Source organism: bacterium (assembly GCA_030018315.1).
Taxonomy (GTDB): domain Bacteria; phylum Hydrothermota; class UBA3073; order JACQXS01; family JAGMCI01; genus JASEGA01.
Genome location: JASEGA010000003.1, coordinates 38,586 through 54,900 on the forward strand (window position 1 = coordinate 38,586; position 16,315 = coordinate 54,900).

Annotated in this window: 18 protein-coding genes and 1 pseudogene; all 19 read right to left on the reverse strand. The window is 37.3% G+C overall.

Annotation, left to right across the window (positions count from 1 at the left end):
* Positions 1–42: 42 nt before the first annotated feature.
* The 19 genes and pseudogenes from QMD71_02225 to QMD71_02315 all read right to left on the reverse strand — a co-directional run bounded on the left by QMD71_02225 (position 43) and on the right by QMD71_02315 (position 16,273).
* Positions 43–1,053 (reverse strand): cysteine synthase family protein, encoded by a 1,011-nt coding sequence (locus QMD71_02225; GenBank protein ID MDI6839665.1) that lies wholly within the window; start codon positions 1,051–1,053, stop codon positions 43–45.
* A complete protein-coding gene (locus QMD71_02230; GenBank protein MDI6839666.1) occupies positions 1,026–1,991 on the reverse strand; it encodes a cysteine synthase family protein in 966 nt (321 codons plus the stop codon). Before QMD71_02230 ends, QMD71_02225 begins: the two co-directional genes overlap by 28 nt.
* Positions 1,992–2,043: 52 nt before the next feature.
* Positions 2,044–2,322 (reverse strand): cyclic nucleotide-binding domain-containing protein, encoded by a 279-nt coding sequence (locus QMD71_02235; GenBank protein MDI6839667.1) that lies wholly within the window; start codon positions 2,320–2,322, stop codon positions 2,044–2,046.
* A 79-nt stretch (positions 2,323–2,401) separates the two neighbouring features.
* Complete coding sequence (locus QMD71_02240; GenBank protein ID MDI6839668.1) at positions 2,402–3,436, reverse strand: radical SAM protein; 1,035 nt, start codon at positions 3,434–3,436, stop codon at positions 2,402–2,404.
* Positions 3,437–3,440: 4 nt separating this feature from the next.
* Positions 3,441–4,433, reverse strand: a complete 993-nt coding sequence (locus tag QMD71_02245; GenBank protein MDI6839669.1) for a radical SAM protein — start codon at positions 4,431–4,433, stop codon at positions 3,441–3,443.
* Positions 4,423–5,637 carry an NAD(P)/FAD-dependent oxidoreductase gene (locus QMD71_02250; protein MDI6839670.1) on the reverse strand — a complete coding sequence of 405 codons (1,215 nt, stop codon included), beginning with the start codon at positions 5,635–5,637 and terminating at the stop codon, positions 4,423–4,425. The genes QMD71_02245 and QMD71_02250 overlap by 11 nt, the downstream gene beginning before the upstream one ends.
* A 17-nt stretch (positions 5,638–5,654) precedes the next feature.
* A complete protein-coding gene (locus QMD71_02255) occupies positions 5,655–7,265 on the reverse strand; it encodes a DUF116 domain-containing protein (protein ID MDI6839671.1) in 1,611 nt (536 codons plus the stop codon).
* A gap of 58 nt (positions 7,266–7,323) precedes the next feature.
* Positions 7,324–8,244, reverse strand: a pseudogene (gene cysK, locus QMD71_02260) (cysteine synthase A).
* A gap of 18 nt (positions 8,245–8,262) precedes the next feature.
* On the reverse strand, positions 8,263–9,699 hold the full coding sequence (locus QMD71_02265) for a hypothetical protein (GenBank protein MDI6839672.1): 1,437 nt from the start codon (positions 9,697–9,699) through the stop codon (positions 8,263–8,265).
* 19 nt (positions 9,700–9,718) lie between these two features.
* Entirely contained in the window at positions 9,719–10,192 is a 474-nt protein-coding gene (locus QMD71_02270; protein ID MDI6839673.1) for a TlpA disulfide reductase family protein, read from the reverse strand.
* A gap of 181 nt (positions 10,193–10,373) precedes the next feature.
* Positions 10,374–11,417, reverse strand: a complete 1,044-nt coding sequence (locus QMD71_02275) for an Omp28-related outer membrane protein (GenBank protein MDI6839674.1) — start codon at positions 11,415–11,417, stop codon at positions 10,374–10,376.
* Between the two features lie 96 nt (positions 11,418–11,513).
* Entirely contained in the window at positions 11,514–12,608 is a 1,095-nt protein-coding gene (gene mnmA / locus QMD71_02280; protein ID MDI6839675.1) for a tRNA 2-thiouridine(34) synthase MnmA, read from the reverse strand.
* A 26-nt stretch (positions 12,609–12,634) separates the two neighbouring features.
* Complete coding sequence (locus tag QMD71_02285; GenBank protein MDI6839676.1) at positions 12,635–12,856, reverse strand: NifU family protein; 222 nt, start codon at positions 12,854–12,856, stop codon at positions 12,635–12,637.
* A 61-nt stretch (positions 12,857–12,917) separates the two neighbouring features.
* Complete coding sequence (locus tag QMD71_02290) at positions 12,918–13,244, reverse strand: permease (GenBank protein ID MDI6839677.1); 327 nt, start codon at positions 13,242–13,244, stop codon at positions 12,918–12,920.
* Between the two features lies 1 nt (position 13,245).
* Positions 13,246–13,818, reverse strand: coding sequence for a permease (locus tag QMD71_02295; protein MDI6839678.1), 573 nt, complete (start codon positions 13,816–13,818; stop codon positions 13,246–13,248).
* A gap of 133 nt (positions 13,819–13,951) precedes the next feature.
* The gene (gene nifU / locus QMD71_02300; protein ID MDI6839679.1) at positions 13,952–14,344 is read right to left on the reverse strand and encodes a Fe-S cluster assembly scaffold protein NifU; all 393 of its coding nucleotides are present in this window, start codon (positions 14,342–14,344) and stop codon (positions 13,952–13,954) included.
* 3 nt (positions 14,345–14,347) lie between these two features.
* Positions 14,348–15,247 (reverse strand): quinolinate synthase NadA, encoded by a 900-nt coding sequence (gene nadA / locus QMD71_02305; GenBank protein ID MDI6839680.1) that lies wholly within the window; start codon positions 15,245–15,247, stop codon positions 14,348–14,350.
* 274 nt (positions 15,248–15,521) lie between these two features.
* Positions 15,522–15,998 carry a permease gene (locus QMD71_02310; GenBank protein MDI6839681.1) on the reverse strand — a complete coding sequence of 159 codons (477 nt, stop codon included), beginning with the start codon at positions 15,996–15,998 and terminating at the stop codon, positions 15,522–15,524.
* 44 nt (positions 15,999–16,042) lie between these two features.
* The gene (locus tag QMD71_02315; GenBank protein MDI6839682.1) at positions 16,043–16,273 is read right to left on the reverse strand and encodes a hypothetical protein; all 231 of its coding nucleotides are present in this window, start codon (positions 16,271–16,273) and stop codon (positions 16,043–16,045) included.
* Positions 16,274–16,315: the final 42 nt, after the last annotated feature.

The window sequence follows — 16,315 nt, forward strand, 5'->3', positions numbered from 1 at the left end:
ATGAGGTGCGACCTCGAGTAGACCGAGAATTCATTTTACCTCCTACATAAATCCTTGTGCTTTCATCCAATCATCGTTAAAGATTTTACTCAAATACTTATGCCCGCTATCCGGTAAAATAGCAACTACAATTTGAGGTGATACCTCTTTTTCTTTTTCCAATTTTTTCGCCACTTCAATAGCTGCCCACACTGCTGCACCACTGGAGCCACCTGCAAAAATACCTTCCTCTTTTAAAAGTCGTCTTGTCATAATAAAAGAATCCTTATCCGATACCTGAATCATATCATCAATATACTCAAACTTCATAGTCTCACACAACATCTCCATACCTATGCCTTCAACAAGGTAAACTTTTGGCTCAATAAGTCTTTTATACTTAAAATAGTCACAATATACTGACCCGATAGGGTCTACACCAATTACTTTAATTTCCGGATTTTTCTCCTTTAGAAATTTGCCAACCCCTGAAATTGTACCACCTGTCCCAGCTCCTATAACTACATAATTAACTTTGCCATCAGTCTGTTCCCAAATTTCTGGTCCCGTAGTTTTATAGTGTGCTTCAACATTCTTCTCGTTGTGATATTGATTTATCAAGTAAGAATTGGGTGTTTTCTCAGCAATACGTTTAGCTACCTCATGATAAGACTCAGGTGAGTCAGGTGCAACATCAGTAGGGCAGACTATTACCTCTGCCCCAAATACTTTAAGTAAATCAATTTTCTCTTTACTCATCTTATCCGGGATAGTAAAAACTGCCTTGTACCCCTTAACAGCTGCATACATAGCTAAGCCAACACCTGTGTTGCCACTTGTATTCTCAACAATTGTGCCACCAGGCTTCAATAGGCCACACTTTTCAGCCTCCTCTACCATATAAATTGCCATCCTATCTTTCAGTGAACCACCGGGATTAAAGAACTCAAGTTTTGCTAAAACAGTCGCTTTTATACCACGAGTTACTCTATTCAATTTTATAAGCGGAGTATTACCTACAGTTTCTAAAATATTATTATACCACATTAAATGAATCCTTTCTCTCTCATCCACTCATCATTGAAAATCTTACTGAGATATCTGCTTCCACTATCCGTAAAAATAGTGATAACGACCTTATCACGAGGCAACCCCTTCGCTACTTTAAGTGTAGCACATGCCGCTGCTCCTGAAGCGCCTCCGACAAAGATTCCTTCCTCTCGTAATAACCTTCTTGCCATAAGAAATGCATCCTTATCAGAAACTTGAATTACATCGTCAATTAGCTCAAATTTTAAAGTCCCAGGTAGTAGATGTTCACCAATCCCTTCCATCAGATAAACTTTAGGTTCTATAAATTTTCTATGCTTAGCCCAGTCATAATATATTGAGCCTACCGGGTCTACACCTATCACTTTAATCTTTGGGTTCTTCTCTTTTAAAAATTTACTTACTCCCGAAATTGTGCCACCAGAGCCCATACCAATAACTACATAGTCGACTTTCCCTTCAGTCTGTTCCCAAATCTCTGGCCCTGTGGTTCTGTAGTGGGATTCAATATTTTTCTGGTTGTAGAACTCATCTACTAAAAAAGCATTCCTCTCCTTAGCAATCCGCTTAGCAACTTCAAAATATGAATTAGGTGAATCCGGAGGAGTATCGAGTGGGCAAGCTATTACCTCTGCTCCAAGTGCTTTAAGTAAACCAATTTTTTCCTTACGTGTTTCATCAGGTATTGTAAAGATTGTCTTGTATCCTTTAACAGCTGCATATATGCCTATACTAATTCCTGCATTACCTGATGTGCTCTCAACAATAGTATCCCCTTGCTTCAAAAAAACCAACTTCTCAGCATCTTTAAGTATATAAAATGCCATCCTATCTTTTACTGAGCCACCAGGGTTGAAGAATTCAAGCTTCGCTAAGATAGTAGCTTCTATACCACGAGTCACTCGATTCAATTTTACAAGTGGAGTATTACCTACAGTCTCTAAAATATTATCATACCACATTACTCCTCCAGCTTCTTTATCTGTTCCTCTAACTCATAAATAAGTTCATTTCTTAGAGTAATCTAAAATACAACTGGCAAGCCCAAATCTTGCATCCTGAAAGCGTGCATTCACTATTTACTACCACTGACGCAGTATAATCTGGTATATCTGTTAATGCGGACCAGCCAAACACATTATTCCTACTCAGCGTACTTGTTGTAATAACCCCTTTCCCTGGAACATCAATCTGGACTGCTAATTCTCCCTCAATACAAATAAAGAACTCACCACAAGAGCTACCTTCATCAACAATCTTGGTGCCCGCCTTGCAGCTCCTTTCAATTGCCAACTTTTCTACAGAATTTATCTCCTCAATAGATAGTTTTCAAATACTCTTGTCTTTTTAAGTAAGTCTGCTTATTTCATATTTACCCTCCTTGCCATAGCTCCTCTTTTATTCTCAAAATATCATCTTTTTCAGGTTTGAATGGAAAGTTTCTAATCTCATCCCCCGGTATTTCATTTGCATACGGTCTGTTGCAAGCAACCTGACCATCATTACCAGGGCAGCCAGCTGTCATAAATGGAATACCTGAATCAATAATCCTTGACAACTTATCCACAGGAAGTCCAAAATCTCTAACCCTTTCATCTTCATCAAACCCCATTTTCCAAAATGAAGAAATGCCCTCATCTATCAAATACCTTGCAATCTGTACTCGTCTGTATTGTCCAATTGGTGGTTGTGGAAAATTTGATAGCATAGAGTCTTTTTCTGGAAAGAATGAGAACAAGTGAGTCAGACCACCAATGTCATATACCTTTTGAATAGTAGCTACCATTTCTTTTTCAGTTTCACCTAATCCAACAATTAAATGCGACCCAACCATGCGTTCCCCAAAGATTTCTACTGCCATATCAAAGCATTCCCAGTATCTATCCCACCTATGCGGTCCTTTGACATATTTACCTCTCAATCTTTCAAATAGCATAGGTGTAGCCGCATCTATAGATATTCCAATACGGTCTGCACCACTATCTTTAAACGCTTTAAGGTCATCTTTGTTTAGTATAGTAGGTGCAATAAGTAAAGATATTGGAATATCCACTCTATTCTTGATAATTCCTGTAATCTTTACAATATCATTCTTTGCTCTTATATTTGTGACCATTGAGATACATATCCTCTTAACCCTTTCCTTTTTTTCTAATATACGCTCTATTATCTCATCTACTTTATAAGTAGGCCATTCTACTCTTATAAAACTTTTATTTTCATATTTGCCGTATCTACCCATAGAAAGGCCACAATAAGCACAGTTCCCTATGCAGCCTTCTTTATAGGTTAATAACAAGTTGATACAGTATAACTTTGCAGCCCGATAAAACAGACCCGGCTTTAAATCTAAAGTTATCGCCGCCGCTGAACTCATCCTCAAGTATTCGGGACTCTCATTAATCATTGATTTAGACTAATGTAGGGGTTTGATTAATCAAACCCACAATGAATGGGACTGAGCAACAAGTCTTTTGATATTGTATTTCTAATTCATACTCCTTTGCTTTTCTTATTGCTGCTTCTGACACTAATGCGATTCTATTAAATCCATGCTCCACAGCTAATACATCAATCTTAGGGTTATTCCTTGGACGCGCACAGCCCAAAGCTATAGGAGTATTGGGCATTTTTATTCTAAGCGTTGCCATAATTTTAGCTATAGAGTTAAGGCTTGGTAACGCTATATTTTCCATAGGAGTTCCTAAAAGTGGCATCAACACAACTACAACTACACAGGCTACCTTATATTTACTAACTATATTAATAGCTCTGTATTCACCTTTAATTTTGCCATAATGTAAACCAATTATGATATGAGGCACAATAGGAAGCCCAGCATTTTGTAATGCATCCAATGACTCTATTATCTTGTTTATGCCAAAATCCACATGATAGACCTTTTGCAATGTCTCATCGTCCCCTATTACATCAATAAGGGCTTGGTCTACACCTGCATCTTTTAGTTGCACTGCTATCCCAGTGTCTATTATTCCACTATGTATTGAGATAAGTAGACTCGTTTTTTCTTTTATTTCTTTTATAGCAGGGATAAAATTAGCCCAAGGTAAACTGCCATCTTTTTGGCTTCCACCAGTAATCAGACACCCTATGTTACCATTTCTTTCTAACTCTATGCATTTTCTTATTAGTTCAGCTGGTGTAGTCGCAAATATCATTGACTTAAGCATCTTTGAATTACAGTGGTCACAGGTAAGCTCACATTTATCACCAGTTATTGATATAGCAGGATATTTACCCCATTCACTATCACATCTGAACATACCAGGGTGATAGAAAGTTATATTCTTGCCAAAGTTATGCCAAGATAGTTCTCTTGCTTTATTAAGCAAATCCGTTATTTCTACCTCGCCGTCGGGTAGGCGGATTTCGTCATTCGTCATTATAATACTCTTTAAATGCAACCCAGCATTTCCTGACCACACTCCAAAAGTCATTGCGAGTCCCGACAAAGGGTGGGACGAAGCAATCTTCCATAAACTTCCTTTTTACACATGCACGTGTAAGTTCAGCACCGAATATTTTACGCCATTCGTGTTCATATTCTGATAGTATATCAAGATTACCTTCTCTTATTGACTTGGCAGCTACTCGACCTGCAATTTTGCCACATATAACAGCTTGAGGTATTCCACCACCAGTTATAGGATGAGTCTGACCTGCAGCATCACCTACTAAAATTGTATTCTCCTTATATGTCCTCTTCAAAGGACCACCTACTGGAATTAATCCACCTGTAACTGAAAGTTGGCTACCCTTAAGTTTACCACCGCTCTTTAACTTATCAACAAAATATTCCAATAACTCACTCAATCTCTCTTGATTGCTAAGTTCAAGGCTAAAACCTTGAGTTACATCTTTTAAATTTGGAATTTGGAATTTGTAATTTGTATTTTGTTTTATTCCTATTCCTACATTTGCAATCTTACCTTTTGGAAACAGCCATCCATAACCACCAACAAATTTATGGTCAAAGTAGACTTCAGTCCAATCCATCACAGTTGTGAGTGGCATTTCATATTGCAAAGCAGTAACAAAAGTTGTATTAGTTTCACCTACCCAACTCCCAACTGTAGATTGTGGCCCATCAGCTCCAATTATCACTTTTGCATAGAGTTCTAAGTTTTTACCGTTTTTCTTACCTGTCGGCAGACAAGTATTTACAATTATTCCATTCTTTGTTTTAGAAATACACAATGTATTAAGTAATACATCTACTCCAATATTTTGTGCCCTTTGTACTAATTCTTTATCAAAAATAGCTCTATTTAATATATACCCGGGGGATTGTGTCTCAAAACATTTTCCCAAAATGTCATTGCGAGTCACGACCTTTGTCGGGACGAAGCAATCGCCATCCACTATGTAAGTTTTCATTGAATTTATTTCCTGTGCAATACTATCAGCTGTAAATTTTACCTCTTGTGATAGTAATTTAGGTACAAACTCAGCACACTGGACAGGCTCACCTACAACCTTCCTCTTTTCAAGCAATAATACTTTTGTACCTAATTTAGATGCTTCATACGCAGCAGATGCTCCTGCAGGACCAGCACCTACAACCACTATATCATATCGTTTCGTCATTCGGCATTTGGATTTCGTTATTGAATTGCATCCATAACCTCTTTTAACAACCCAATGTTTAGCTCAGTTTGACTCTCAAACCTGCCTTTATATGCTTCTTCAACCTTACCTAATTCGTAACAAGTAGTGTTATCTATATCAATCAATATTCCACCTAACCCTATATCCTCAAGTTCTTCTCTATGCTTTGCATAAAATGGCTCACAACAGCACCCAATATAAGAGGTGATACCGTCTCTTTTATACCTTTTAAGGGTTGACATTAGATGCTCAAAACTTACTATTGTTGTGACCATCATAGACCGCTCTCTCCCAATCCTATATGCCTCACCAACACTACATTTGCCACACTCAGTGCAGAAATCTTTATATCTAAACTTGCAAACTTTCAGTTTTGCACAATATGGAAGAAGTAGGGGCAATTCATGAATTGCCCCTACATGCTGAAGAATAATTTTAGAGAATGTCCCATTAACAGTGAATACTCTATTCCCCAATGGAAGCGGGATACCAAATTTTACGAGTTCAATTTTTTCCAATGCCTCATTAATTGCGGAGATAAAATCAGACGGCTTGATTCCAGGTATCTTGGGTAGGGACACGCCATGGCGTGTCCCTTTGAAAAATTGATTGATTTTATTTTGGACAGTTATTTTATCTGCCCTTATATCTTTGAGAATAGCTTCCAAGTCAAATATTGCCCTCTTTGGATACGCAAAGAAATCGCCTGTTATGAGTGCACTCTCTATCTGATTACGCTTCGTATTAACTACAAGTGAAGTCCTAATCAATCCACCTTCTGCTTTATAAACTGAATGTGCAACTTGGCGAGTATACGCTGGCTCTTTAACTTTATTAATCCATTTATTTGACTTAAATTTATTTAGTTTTTGGTAAAACAGCAACTCTTCATCTTTTGTCAACCCACCCTTAATCAATTCAATCCCAAATTCTTTTTCAAACCCCTGTTTTAGTATTTGTTTTATAGGGGACTGTCCCCGAATGGAGACTGTCCCCGAATGGGGACACCCAAGTTCCCATTTTAGACAAGTAACTCGTTCTTTAACAGAGTCAATCTCTTTATCTTTGAGCTTTTCTATAGGAATACGAAGTGCTCTAAGCATTGTATTAACATCAAAGTCTACAAGGAGCGTACCTTGAAATAAAAATGCCTCTCCTTCTTCTGTGCCACCTGTGCCAGAAATCTTTCTACCATTGACTTCAATATCATTTCTAGGCCGAAATTTTGCATTTATCCCTAATCTCTTGAGCGCATAAATAACAGGTTGACATAAATCCTTAAAGAAAGATTCGTTTACAATACTGGTTTTAAAAAATGACTTCTCACAGATAATCTCCCAGCCAAGCTGTGACTCATCAAAATAAATTGCACCACCACCTGTAATTCTTCTGTTCACATCTATACCATTTTTATTGCAGAAGTCAAGTCTAACCTCTTGTTCTACGGTCTGATGATAACCAACTAATACTGCAGGTGGATAAAATTGTAAGAACCTAACAGTATTTGGAGAAAGCTTTTTACTTTTAGTCTCAAGCAATGTCTCATCCATTGCCATATTTTCAGCCGCTGTCCTCACCCCTGTATCAAGTAACCGCCACTTACTCATTTCTAAAATGTCATTGCGAGCGACCCTGAACTTGTTTCAGGGGAAGCAATCTCATTTTTTATTGAAAAAGCCCAGTTGATAAATACCGCTCTCCAGTATCAGGTAAAATCACTACTATTAGCTTACCTTTGTTTGCATCTCTTTTTGCAACTTGTAGTGCTCCCCAAACTGCAGTACCTGATGAGATTCCTACGAGCAAGCCTTCATCCTTTGCTAACTTTCGTGTCATATTCATTGCCTCTTCATTTGTTACTTGTATTATCTCGTCAATGATATCAGTGTTTAAAACAGCTGGCACAAACCCTGCCCTTATTCCCTGGATTTTATGAGGACAGAGCTGTCCACCAGATAGGACAGGAGAGTCCTTTGGCTCAACAGCTATTGCTTTAAATTCAGGTTTTCTATTTTTAATCACTTCAGCAACCCCGGTAATAGTGCCACCAGTCCCTACACCAGCAACCAAAATATCTACTTTACCATCTGTATCTCTCAAAATCTCCTCTGCAGTCGTCTTTCTGTGTATTTCTGGGTTAGCTGGATTCTTAAACTGTTGTGGGATGAAGTATTTTGGGTCAGAGAAAGCAAGTTCATCTGCCTTCTCAACTGCACCTTTCATTCCTCTCTCTCCTGGTGTTAAAATAAGGTCTGCCCCAAATGCCTTGAGTAAAGCCCTTCATTCAACACTCATTGTATCAGGCATTGTAAGACATAACTTATAGCCTTTAACAGCGCACACAAATGCTAATGCTATACCTGTATTACCACTTGTAGGCTCAAGAATAACAGTATCTTCTTTTATAAGGCCAGCTTTTTCGGCTGCCTCAATCATTGCTACACCTATTCTATCCTTTACTGATGACAACGGATTAAAAGACTCTAACTTTGCTACCGCTTTCGCTTTTACCCCTTTAGTTATTTTATTCAACATCACCAAAGGAGTATTGCCAACTAACTCAGTCACATCCTTAGCAATCTTCATTTCATTCTAATTAAAACTTTACAAACTAATATTTAATTTTAATTTAAAGCCCTCAAATGGTGTAAGGTAATGGCAGACACCAGCAGAACAAACATAGCCACCCTTCTCTTTACCATACCAGCTATCAAAAGATACTTTATCAAGCTCAGCTCTTATTCCTATTCCATACCATTCTATACCAGGTGATTCTTCAATTACTTCTTTAGAGCGGCGTGTATAATTTGAATACACTGTTAAAATGTCAAAGACTGGAATTCCTACAGTTAACCCAATATCAAAGAAAGGTATAGTATCCCTAAATGTTACACCTTCTATTTTTTTCATAGAAAAAGTAGCTTCAATATTTTTAAAATTGCTATAAAGTTCAGTGTCTAACTCTCTACGTTTATTAAAATGTGGGGCAACGTCACCACTTAATGATAAAAATTTTAACGACCCATTAAAGTTTCTAAAATCAGCCCCTAAATAATATTCAAGTATTTTCTTATCTTTCTCAATTTCAGTAGTGTCTTTAGTATCTATCTCTGAATATGAGCCCTCAAACACAACTTCTCCTATTGCCTTATTAACATTAAGCTGAAAACCAATCTCATCCCGTCCATTATTTATTGAGTAGCCACTCCTATTAAGAATAGGCATCAAGTTATATCTGTATGCCATATCACCTATCCCTAATTTATTATAATTTATGAACTGAATATTTATACCATATGGGTATATATCTAAACTTGAATACACTCCACTACCACTTTGGGGCTCAAAATCTATCCTATCCCAGCCACTTTTTTTAGCCAATTCCAAGTAAAAGGAAAACCAATCCTGTGAATTAAATTCAAAATCTGTCCCCCACAAGTTTGTATATAAAGTATCACCAGTCTTAAGTCGCATTCCTCTACCAGATATTAAAAATACCTCTCTCAATAATAAATTGGTTGAAACATTGACCCCAAATATAGCATCAGAAGTGTCGTTTAAAATCTTATAGTTCTTCTGTAATCTATCAATTTCATAAGGAGTCCCATAAATTTCTGATAATTTAATCCATGGTAGTTTTGTCTCAATCTTTATACCCTCAATGTAACGCTCTCTACCCATTGCTTTAATAGGTTCCATACCAAGAATAAGCCCGTGACCTAAACTACAATAAAAATCACCTATATCCACAGAAATTAAGCGGCTATCAAACCCAACATCTTTCCATACTATAGCTAATCTACTTGTATCTTTAATATGAAATTTTTTGTCCCAATAAGTGTTATATAAGAGCCCTATTTCGCCCCTTAAATTATAGCCAGCTACTCCTATACCTGTCTGCCGACAGGCAAGATAAGTCTCAGCTTCAGTAATAGCACTGGTATCTACTTTTCCACTTATTTGCTCATACCAAGCCCCATACCAAGTATCAAGTGTCTTCCTAACTGTAACCTCAAAAGCTGAACTAAATGCTGGAATCATTGAAATTAACAGAAAAAAATTAATCCAAGCCTTCCGGCTTTTCAATAACTGACTGTATCTCTTTATAAAGTAATTCTTCATCTCCCTTTCTAAACCCGATACAATGATACAAAATTTCTCTATTTTTACCAATAATAAAAGTACACGGTATTACTTGCACTTGAAAAAGTTTTGCCACTTTTTGGTCATCATCATAAAGGATTAAGAAATCCCATCCACGCGATTTAACCATTAGAGGGACATTCCTCCTGGTACGAGTTTCATCTATATTAATACCAACAAAAGTTACATCTTGAGGTGATACCTCTTTGTTTAACTTCTTAAAAGTATCAAGCTCCCTTATACACGGCTTACACCAGGTAGCCCAAAATTCAATAACTACCAGTCCTCTATTAACAAGTGAGTCAAGCACTACCTCGTTTTTATCTAAGTCATTGAGAGTAAAATTAGGGGCAACTCGAGTCCCGACAAGTTGGGACTCTGGAGCAAGTATTAATAATAAAAAAATTATAATATGACTCCTATCTCAAATGTTAAGTTTTATGTGTTTTGTTGTTCTCCTCCTGAATGAAGTGAAGAATCGCATTCTGAGTTTTCCTTCTTGTCATTCTGAGCGAAGCGAAGAATCTACTTTTGGAGGGGCTTCACTATGCTCAGCATGATATTTTGAGGTATCATCTCATCACAATCATCTTCTTTATTATACTTCTGTCACCTACTATAAGCTGACAAAAGTATACACCTGATTCAACAAATTTGCCAGTCCCATCTTTACAATCCCAAGTCACAGTAGTTGAGTTTGTTGAGCTCATTGAGTTTATTGAGTTAACTAATCTACCGGTAATGTCATAAATTCTAAGCAAGTAATTTGAGTCTTCAGCTAAATGCAAAATGCTAAATACTATATGCGTCTCCTTGCTGAATGGATTAGGATAGATTTCAAGTCCACAGGATTCTACGAATTTTGAGTTTTGAGCTTTGAGGTTTGAGTTCTCTTCTATACCCAAATCCATGATATGCGATTTAGCTCCTTGATATATTTCTTTAGAACCAGCCTGAACAAATACAACAATGTCACAGTTGTCAGCATCCCAGCCCGGATTTACTGTAAAATTCCTCGATTTATCAATTGATTCGCCTGCCTCTATTGAGATTGCCTCACCACTTGCGTTTGGTATCATATCTCTTACAACATCAAACAAGCTATCCTCATTTTGCCAATGATATTGGATATTAGTCTCAGTAAGCACAAATTGTAGTGTCCCACTTACCTGATTTTCACTTGTATTAGTGATGTGCGCATCAACTGTACCTTGCATTGTTGCCTGATTGTAGGAGCCACTGAGTGCAATTAAGAGCGGTGATGGTATGGTTTTGCGGGTATTGAACGCATTCCGATACTGGTTATAGTTGCCTGAACCTCCACCTACATAATTGAGAACGCCATCAAACCACATGTGAGGAATACTGGAGATATTGTAATAATTTGCTCTTGCCGAAGTCTCACTTGTTGAAAACGGATCATTAAGGTGATACTCCATCACAGCCATAGAGTCGCCTACTTCCTTTGATAACCTATGAATTGCCCTTGCTGAATAAGGACAACATCCACACCAAGTCGCAGTGAACCCTTCTGCTACTACCACTCTTTGCTCACCTCTCACATTTATAGTAAAACACAAAAAGATTGCCATCAATAAAATTTTGCCAACTTTCATCTCTCCTTCCTAGTTAAAATGCTTACCATATCAGCATTACCTACCTCCCCTCAGTCTCTATTCACCCTCATAAGCCCCACCTCCTTATCATCTTAATCATCTTATCCAACCCCCTCCAATCACTGTATCATTGGTATAAAATACAGCTAATTGACCCGGTGTTATAGCTCTTTGTGGGGTTTTGAATTTTACCAAGATTTCGTTTCCTTTATTTTGGATTATTTTAGCTTCTGCTGGCTTATGATTATATCTTATTTTTACATAAACATCCATCTCTTTGAAGTGATACCTCTTATCAAGCTTTCTAACACTTATCCAATTCAAGTCTGTAGCAACCAAGTGACTTGAATATAAATCAGCTTCATCTCCCACAGTAACTGTATTTGATTTAGAGTCTATCCGTGTAACATAAAACGGCTTATCACTCGGCTTCCTAATTCCTCTACGCTGTCCAATTGTATAGCCTATAATCCCATTGTGTTTACCTATAACTTTACCAGTTTTGTCAATGATAGCACCTTCCTTTAATCCCGACTTCACGGGAAAAGAAACTCTATTGCATATAAACTTAGCGTAGTCATTATCCGGAATAAAGCAAACTTCTTGTGATTCATTCTTTTCTGCTACTTTAAGTTGTAGTTGAGCAGCCATTTTTCTTACTTCCTCTTTTGTATAATTACCAAGAGGAAATAATGCCTTGCTTAAACTCTCTTGTGACAGCATAGCAAGAAAATACGATTGCTCTTTACTCTTGTCTTCACCTTTCTTCAAAATATACCTTTCAATTCTTGAATCCCATTCTACTTTTGCATAGTGGCCTGTAGCTATGAAATCTGCTCCAATAGATTTTGCCTTCCCAAGAAGTAATCCAAACTTAATCTTCTGGTTACATACAACACAAGGATTAGGTGTCCGTCCATTTAGGTATTCATTTACAAAGTAGTCGACTACTTCTTTTTTAAAAGCCTCCTTCATATTTATCACATAATGTGGTATACCCAGTTGGGCTGCTATCCTTTTAGCATCATACACATCTTCAACTGAACAGCAGAGGTGCGACCTCAACCTTGAGCCACCATCATCCCACAGTTTCATAGTAAATCCGATAACTTCATAGCCCATCTGTTTCAAGATAGCAGCAGTAGTAGATGAATCTACTCCGCCACTCATTGCAACTACTACCCTTGGCATAATTTTAGACTAAATCGTAAAGAGACCTATACTGACTCCACTCTCTTTACCTCTGGTATCTTCTCTTTAAGCTTTGTCTCAACAACCTTAGTGAGAGTCAGCTGAGCCATAGGACAACCACCACATGCTCCTGTAAGCCTTACTTCCACTATTCCATCCTTTACCTCAATAAGCTCAATGCTCCCACCATCCATGGCAAGCATTGGTTTTATATCCTCATTTAGCACCTTTTCTATCTTTTCTCGCATCTTTTCCTCCCGACCGCCTCTTTTTTAAATTATAGAAAAATATACCCTAACCCCAAAGCCATTAAGAAATAACTAATAAGTAAATGCATAGAATTTTAAGCCCGAATTCCTTCCTTAAAGCCAGAATAGTTGCATAGCTTGTGACAGGGCCTGCAATAAGTAATACCATGCCTGCCCCTATATTCATTCCTTGTGAAACAAATGCATGAACTAATGGAACACTTCCAGTGGAGCACATATACATAATAAGTCCAAATATAAGTGCAAATAAATAGCCAATACCGCCGGGTAGCCAATGTTTGATAAAATACACAACCGGTGTAATTGTGGATATAAGGGCAGCCAGTAGAATTCCTATGATTAATTCGAGCCCAATTTCTTTTGGCATATCAATATTTTACTGGCTCTTTTATAAATGTAGCTTTACAGTGTGGAGAACAAAAATAGTAGCTTTTGCCATTGTACTCTGTAGTTGTAGCAGTAGCCTCTACTATATTCATTCTGCAAACTGGGTCATTCACTAACCCTTCTTTAAAAGCTGTTCTTTCTGGATTAATATTTAGAAAGTTGCCAATTGTGCCAATAACTATTCCAAGAAGAATGACCGAGAAGAAAAGAAAACCTGTAAACCTTATACCAAGAAGACTATAGGTTACGAGTAACGCTGTTATTGAAGTAGCTGGTGTTGCTACTAAAAATGCAAGAACTGGCCCAAGTTTTGCCCCCCTTTTATATAAACCTAGTCCTATGGGAAGAGTACCTATACAACAGAGAGGGAGTAAAGTACCAACAAAAGTTGAGTAAAGAATTGGAACTATCCCACCACTACCCAAATATTTTTTTATCTGACCAATAGGGACAAACTCATGTATCAACCCACTAAGAAAGAACCCGATTACTAAAGCAGGCAGTACTTCAATAATATACTGCTTAAGAACAAGTAAAAATTGAATTCCTATCACTTTTTACCTATTTTCCTTCAATACTTTAGCTAGTACTTTGCTTTTTAGATAATCTTCAATTGTTGATTTCTCACTCTACCATTCATTGCACAAACTACCCTCATAGTAAAATCAAATATCAAAATTTAATTTTCTATTTTGCACTTCGCATTTTGCATTTCTTCTGGTAATCTTCAATTGCTGACTTAACACCATCCTCTGCTAATACTGAGCAATGGACCTTCTCTTTAGGTAAGCCACCCAAAGCTTCTGCTATTCTCTCATTAGTTATTTTTAGCGCCTCCTCAACAGTTTTACCTTTTATCATTTCAGTCAAAATGGATGATGAAGCCACTGCTGCTGCACACCCAAAAGTCTGAAATTTAGCATCCTCAATCCTGTCATCTTTCACTTTTATATAAAGCTCCATTATATCACCACAAACTGGTGATGTAACCTTACCTACACCATCAGGGTTTTCTATCACACCCACATTTCTTGGATTCCTGAAGTGTTCTAAAACTTTCTTAGTATATTCAAAAGCCATAAATTAAATATATTCTAACATCCTATCAAGTGATATCTTTGCTTTCTCTCTTATTGGCTTAGGTATTTCCACCTTATACCTCTCCTCTTTCAGTGCAAGATATACATCAAAAAGTGTAATAAACTTCATACTGCGACACATACGAGCAGGTCCTGCTGTATAAAATGTTTTACTCGGGTTCTCTTTCTTTAACCTATAAAGGATACCTTCTTCAGTCCCTACTATAATCTTATTAGCACCAGAATTCTTCGCAAACTTAACCATCCCATTAGTACTTAATACCTCATCTGCTAAATCAATAACTTGTCTCCTACACTCTGGGTGGACAATAAGCTTTGCATCCGGATGCCACTCTTTTGCCTCTTTAACAAACATAGGTTCTATCAGCTCATGCACATAACAAAAGCCATTCCATGGTATAATCTCTTTATCTGTAAACCTTTGTACCCAGCTTGCAAGATTCCTATCAGGGACAAATATTATCTTTTTTGCATTAACATTTTTAACCACATTAACTGCATTAGCAGATGTACAACAAACATCAGTCTCTGCCTTCACATCTGCATTTGTGTTTACATACGAGACTACTATAGCATCTGGGTGCTCTGCTTTAAGTTCCTTTAGTTCAGCTACTCCTACCATATCAGCCATAGGACAGCTGACATCACTTCTCGGAATTAAGACAGTCTTCTCCGGTGCAAGTATTTTAGCACTCTCAGCCATAAATTTGACACCACAAAAGACGATAATTTTACACTTTACACTTGCCGCCTGTCTTGACAGATCAAGTGAGTCCCCTATGTAATCAGCAATCTCCTGTATCTCGGCTCGCTGATAATTGTGGACAAGTAAAACAGCATCATTTTTTTCTTTTAACTTTATTATTTCACTTTTTATGTCCATCTTGTATAATCTACCCTCGCCGTTCATCGTGGAAAAGCGAGTGTTTTATTCTTGCTTGTCTTTTTTGTTGGGCTTAAAGAAGTCGCAATCCCTGCAAGTAGCCATAATTAATCACCTCCTTTCCTTAGCTCCAGATTGCACAGATTTTTAACCACGAATATACACGAATACACACTAAATTCATAAGACTATTCTTTCCTTTATTTATGTCCATTCGTGGTTTCATCATTTATCCGTGAAATCTGTGGCTTCATTTCTAAACATATCCTTTATATTATGAGAAAAAAGTCTTAGCTAAAAGCCCTGCTATTGGTGGCAAAATGAATGTAGATGCCACCCTTATTAGCACAAATTTAGGTCCTAATATACTTATTTCAAGTGGCAGCCTACTAACAGTCCCCATTCCCCATGCTGCTATAAGGGTGACAAGACAGGACGCACTCGCCCCTATCTTATAAAAAGAAGCAAGTATCGGGAATAGTGCATAAGGACTTAGAGGAATAAGAAAGCCAATCAACCACCCAATCATAATCCCCTTAAAGCCAGCTTCTTTACCTAACCATTTAGCAATAATATCTTTAGGAATCAAAACCTGCACCATTCCTGCAACGGCAAATGAAGCAATGAGAAGTGGTAAAACACCAAGAAAAGTTTTACCACTAAATTTAAGTCCCTCAATATATACGCCACGAGAATAAGCAAATACTGTTAGAACTACAGCTATCCCAAACATTATAATAGTTGTAAGCATTTTCCCCTATTAGCGAGGCTGAAGCCTCACGCTACATATTTATCTTATGATTTCAATTCTTTTACGAACTTTCTCGTCTTATCACCTTCGCTGGTGATAAGGGCTTTTGTTTCTTCTCTTGTCTCCTTTATAAGTTCACTTATCTTCTCTATAAGTTCCCTCGTTTTCTTACCTTCTTCCAATATAGCTCTACCATTTTGTATAAGGAATTTGGTGAACACAATTGAAAGAAAAGCACCAAATATTACAAATATTATCGGGATAGCTAAATTCATCGCCCATCCCTTTTATAATTTAGATACATCTTATCACCTCCA

Bases quoted from the DNA above. Each gene is read 5' to 3' on its own strand.
- QMD71_02290 (MDI6839677.1), bottom strand. From the start codon at position 13,244: ATGCCAAAAGAAATTGGGCTCGAATTAATCATAGGAATTCTACTGGCT.
- QMD71_02265 (MDI6839672.1), bottom strand. From the start codon at position 9,699: ATGATTCCAGCATTTAGTTCAGCTTTTGAGGTTACAGTTAGGAAGACA.
- QMD71_02255 (MDI6839671.1), bottom strand. From the start codon at position 7,265: ATGAGTAAGTGGCGGTTACTTGATACAGGGGTGAGGACAGCGGCTGAA.
- QMD71_02240 (MDI6839668.1), bottom strand. From the start codon at position 3,436: ATGATTAATGAGAGTCCCGAATACTTGAGGATGAGTTCAGCGGCGGCG.
- QMD71_02230 (MDI6839666.1), bottom strand. From the start codon at position 1,991: ATGTGGTATGATAATATTTTAGAGACTGTAGGTAATACTCCACTTGTA.
- QMD71_02310 (MDI6839681.1), bottom strand. From the start codon at position 15,998: ATGCTTACAACTATTATAATGTTTGGGATAGCTGTAGTTCTAACAGTA.
- QMD71_02245 (MDI6839669.1), bottom strand. From the start codon at position 4,433: ATGACGAATGACGAAATCCGCCTACCCGACGGCGAGGTAGAAATAACG.
- QMD71_02250 (MDI6839670.1), bottom strand. From the start codon at position 5,637: ATGACGAAACGATATGATATAGTGGTTGTAGGTGCTGGTCCTGCAGGA.
- nifU (MDI6839679.1), bottom strand. From the start codon at position 14,344: ATGGCTTTTGAATATACTAAGAAAGTTTTAGAACACTTCAGGAATCCA.
- nadA (MDI6839680.1), bottom strand. From the start codon at position 15,247: ATGGACATAAAAAGTGAAATAATAAAGTTAAAAGAAAAAAATGATGCT.
- QMD71_02285 (MDI6839676.1), bottom strand. From the start codon at position 12,856: ATGCGAGAAAAGATAGAAAAGGTGCTAAATGAGGATATAAAACCAATG.
- mnmA (MDI6839675.1), bottom strand. From the start codon at position 12,608: ATGCCAAGGGTAGTAGTTGCAATGAGTGGCGGAGTAGATTCATCTACT.
- QMD71_02315 (MDI6839682.1), bottom strand. From the start codon at position 16,273: ATGAATTTAGCTATCCCGATAATATTTGTAATATTTGGTGCTTTTCTT.
- QMD71_02275 (MDI6839674.1), bottom strand. From the start codon at position 11,417: ATGAAAGTTGGCAAAATTTTATTGATGGCAATCTTTTTGTGTTTTACT.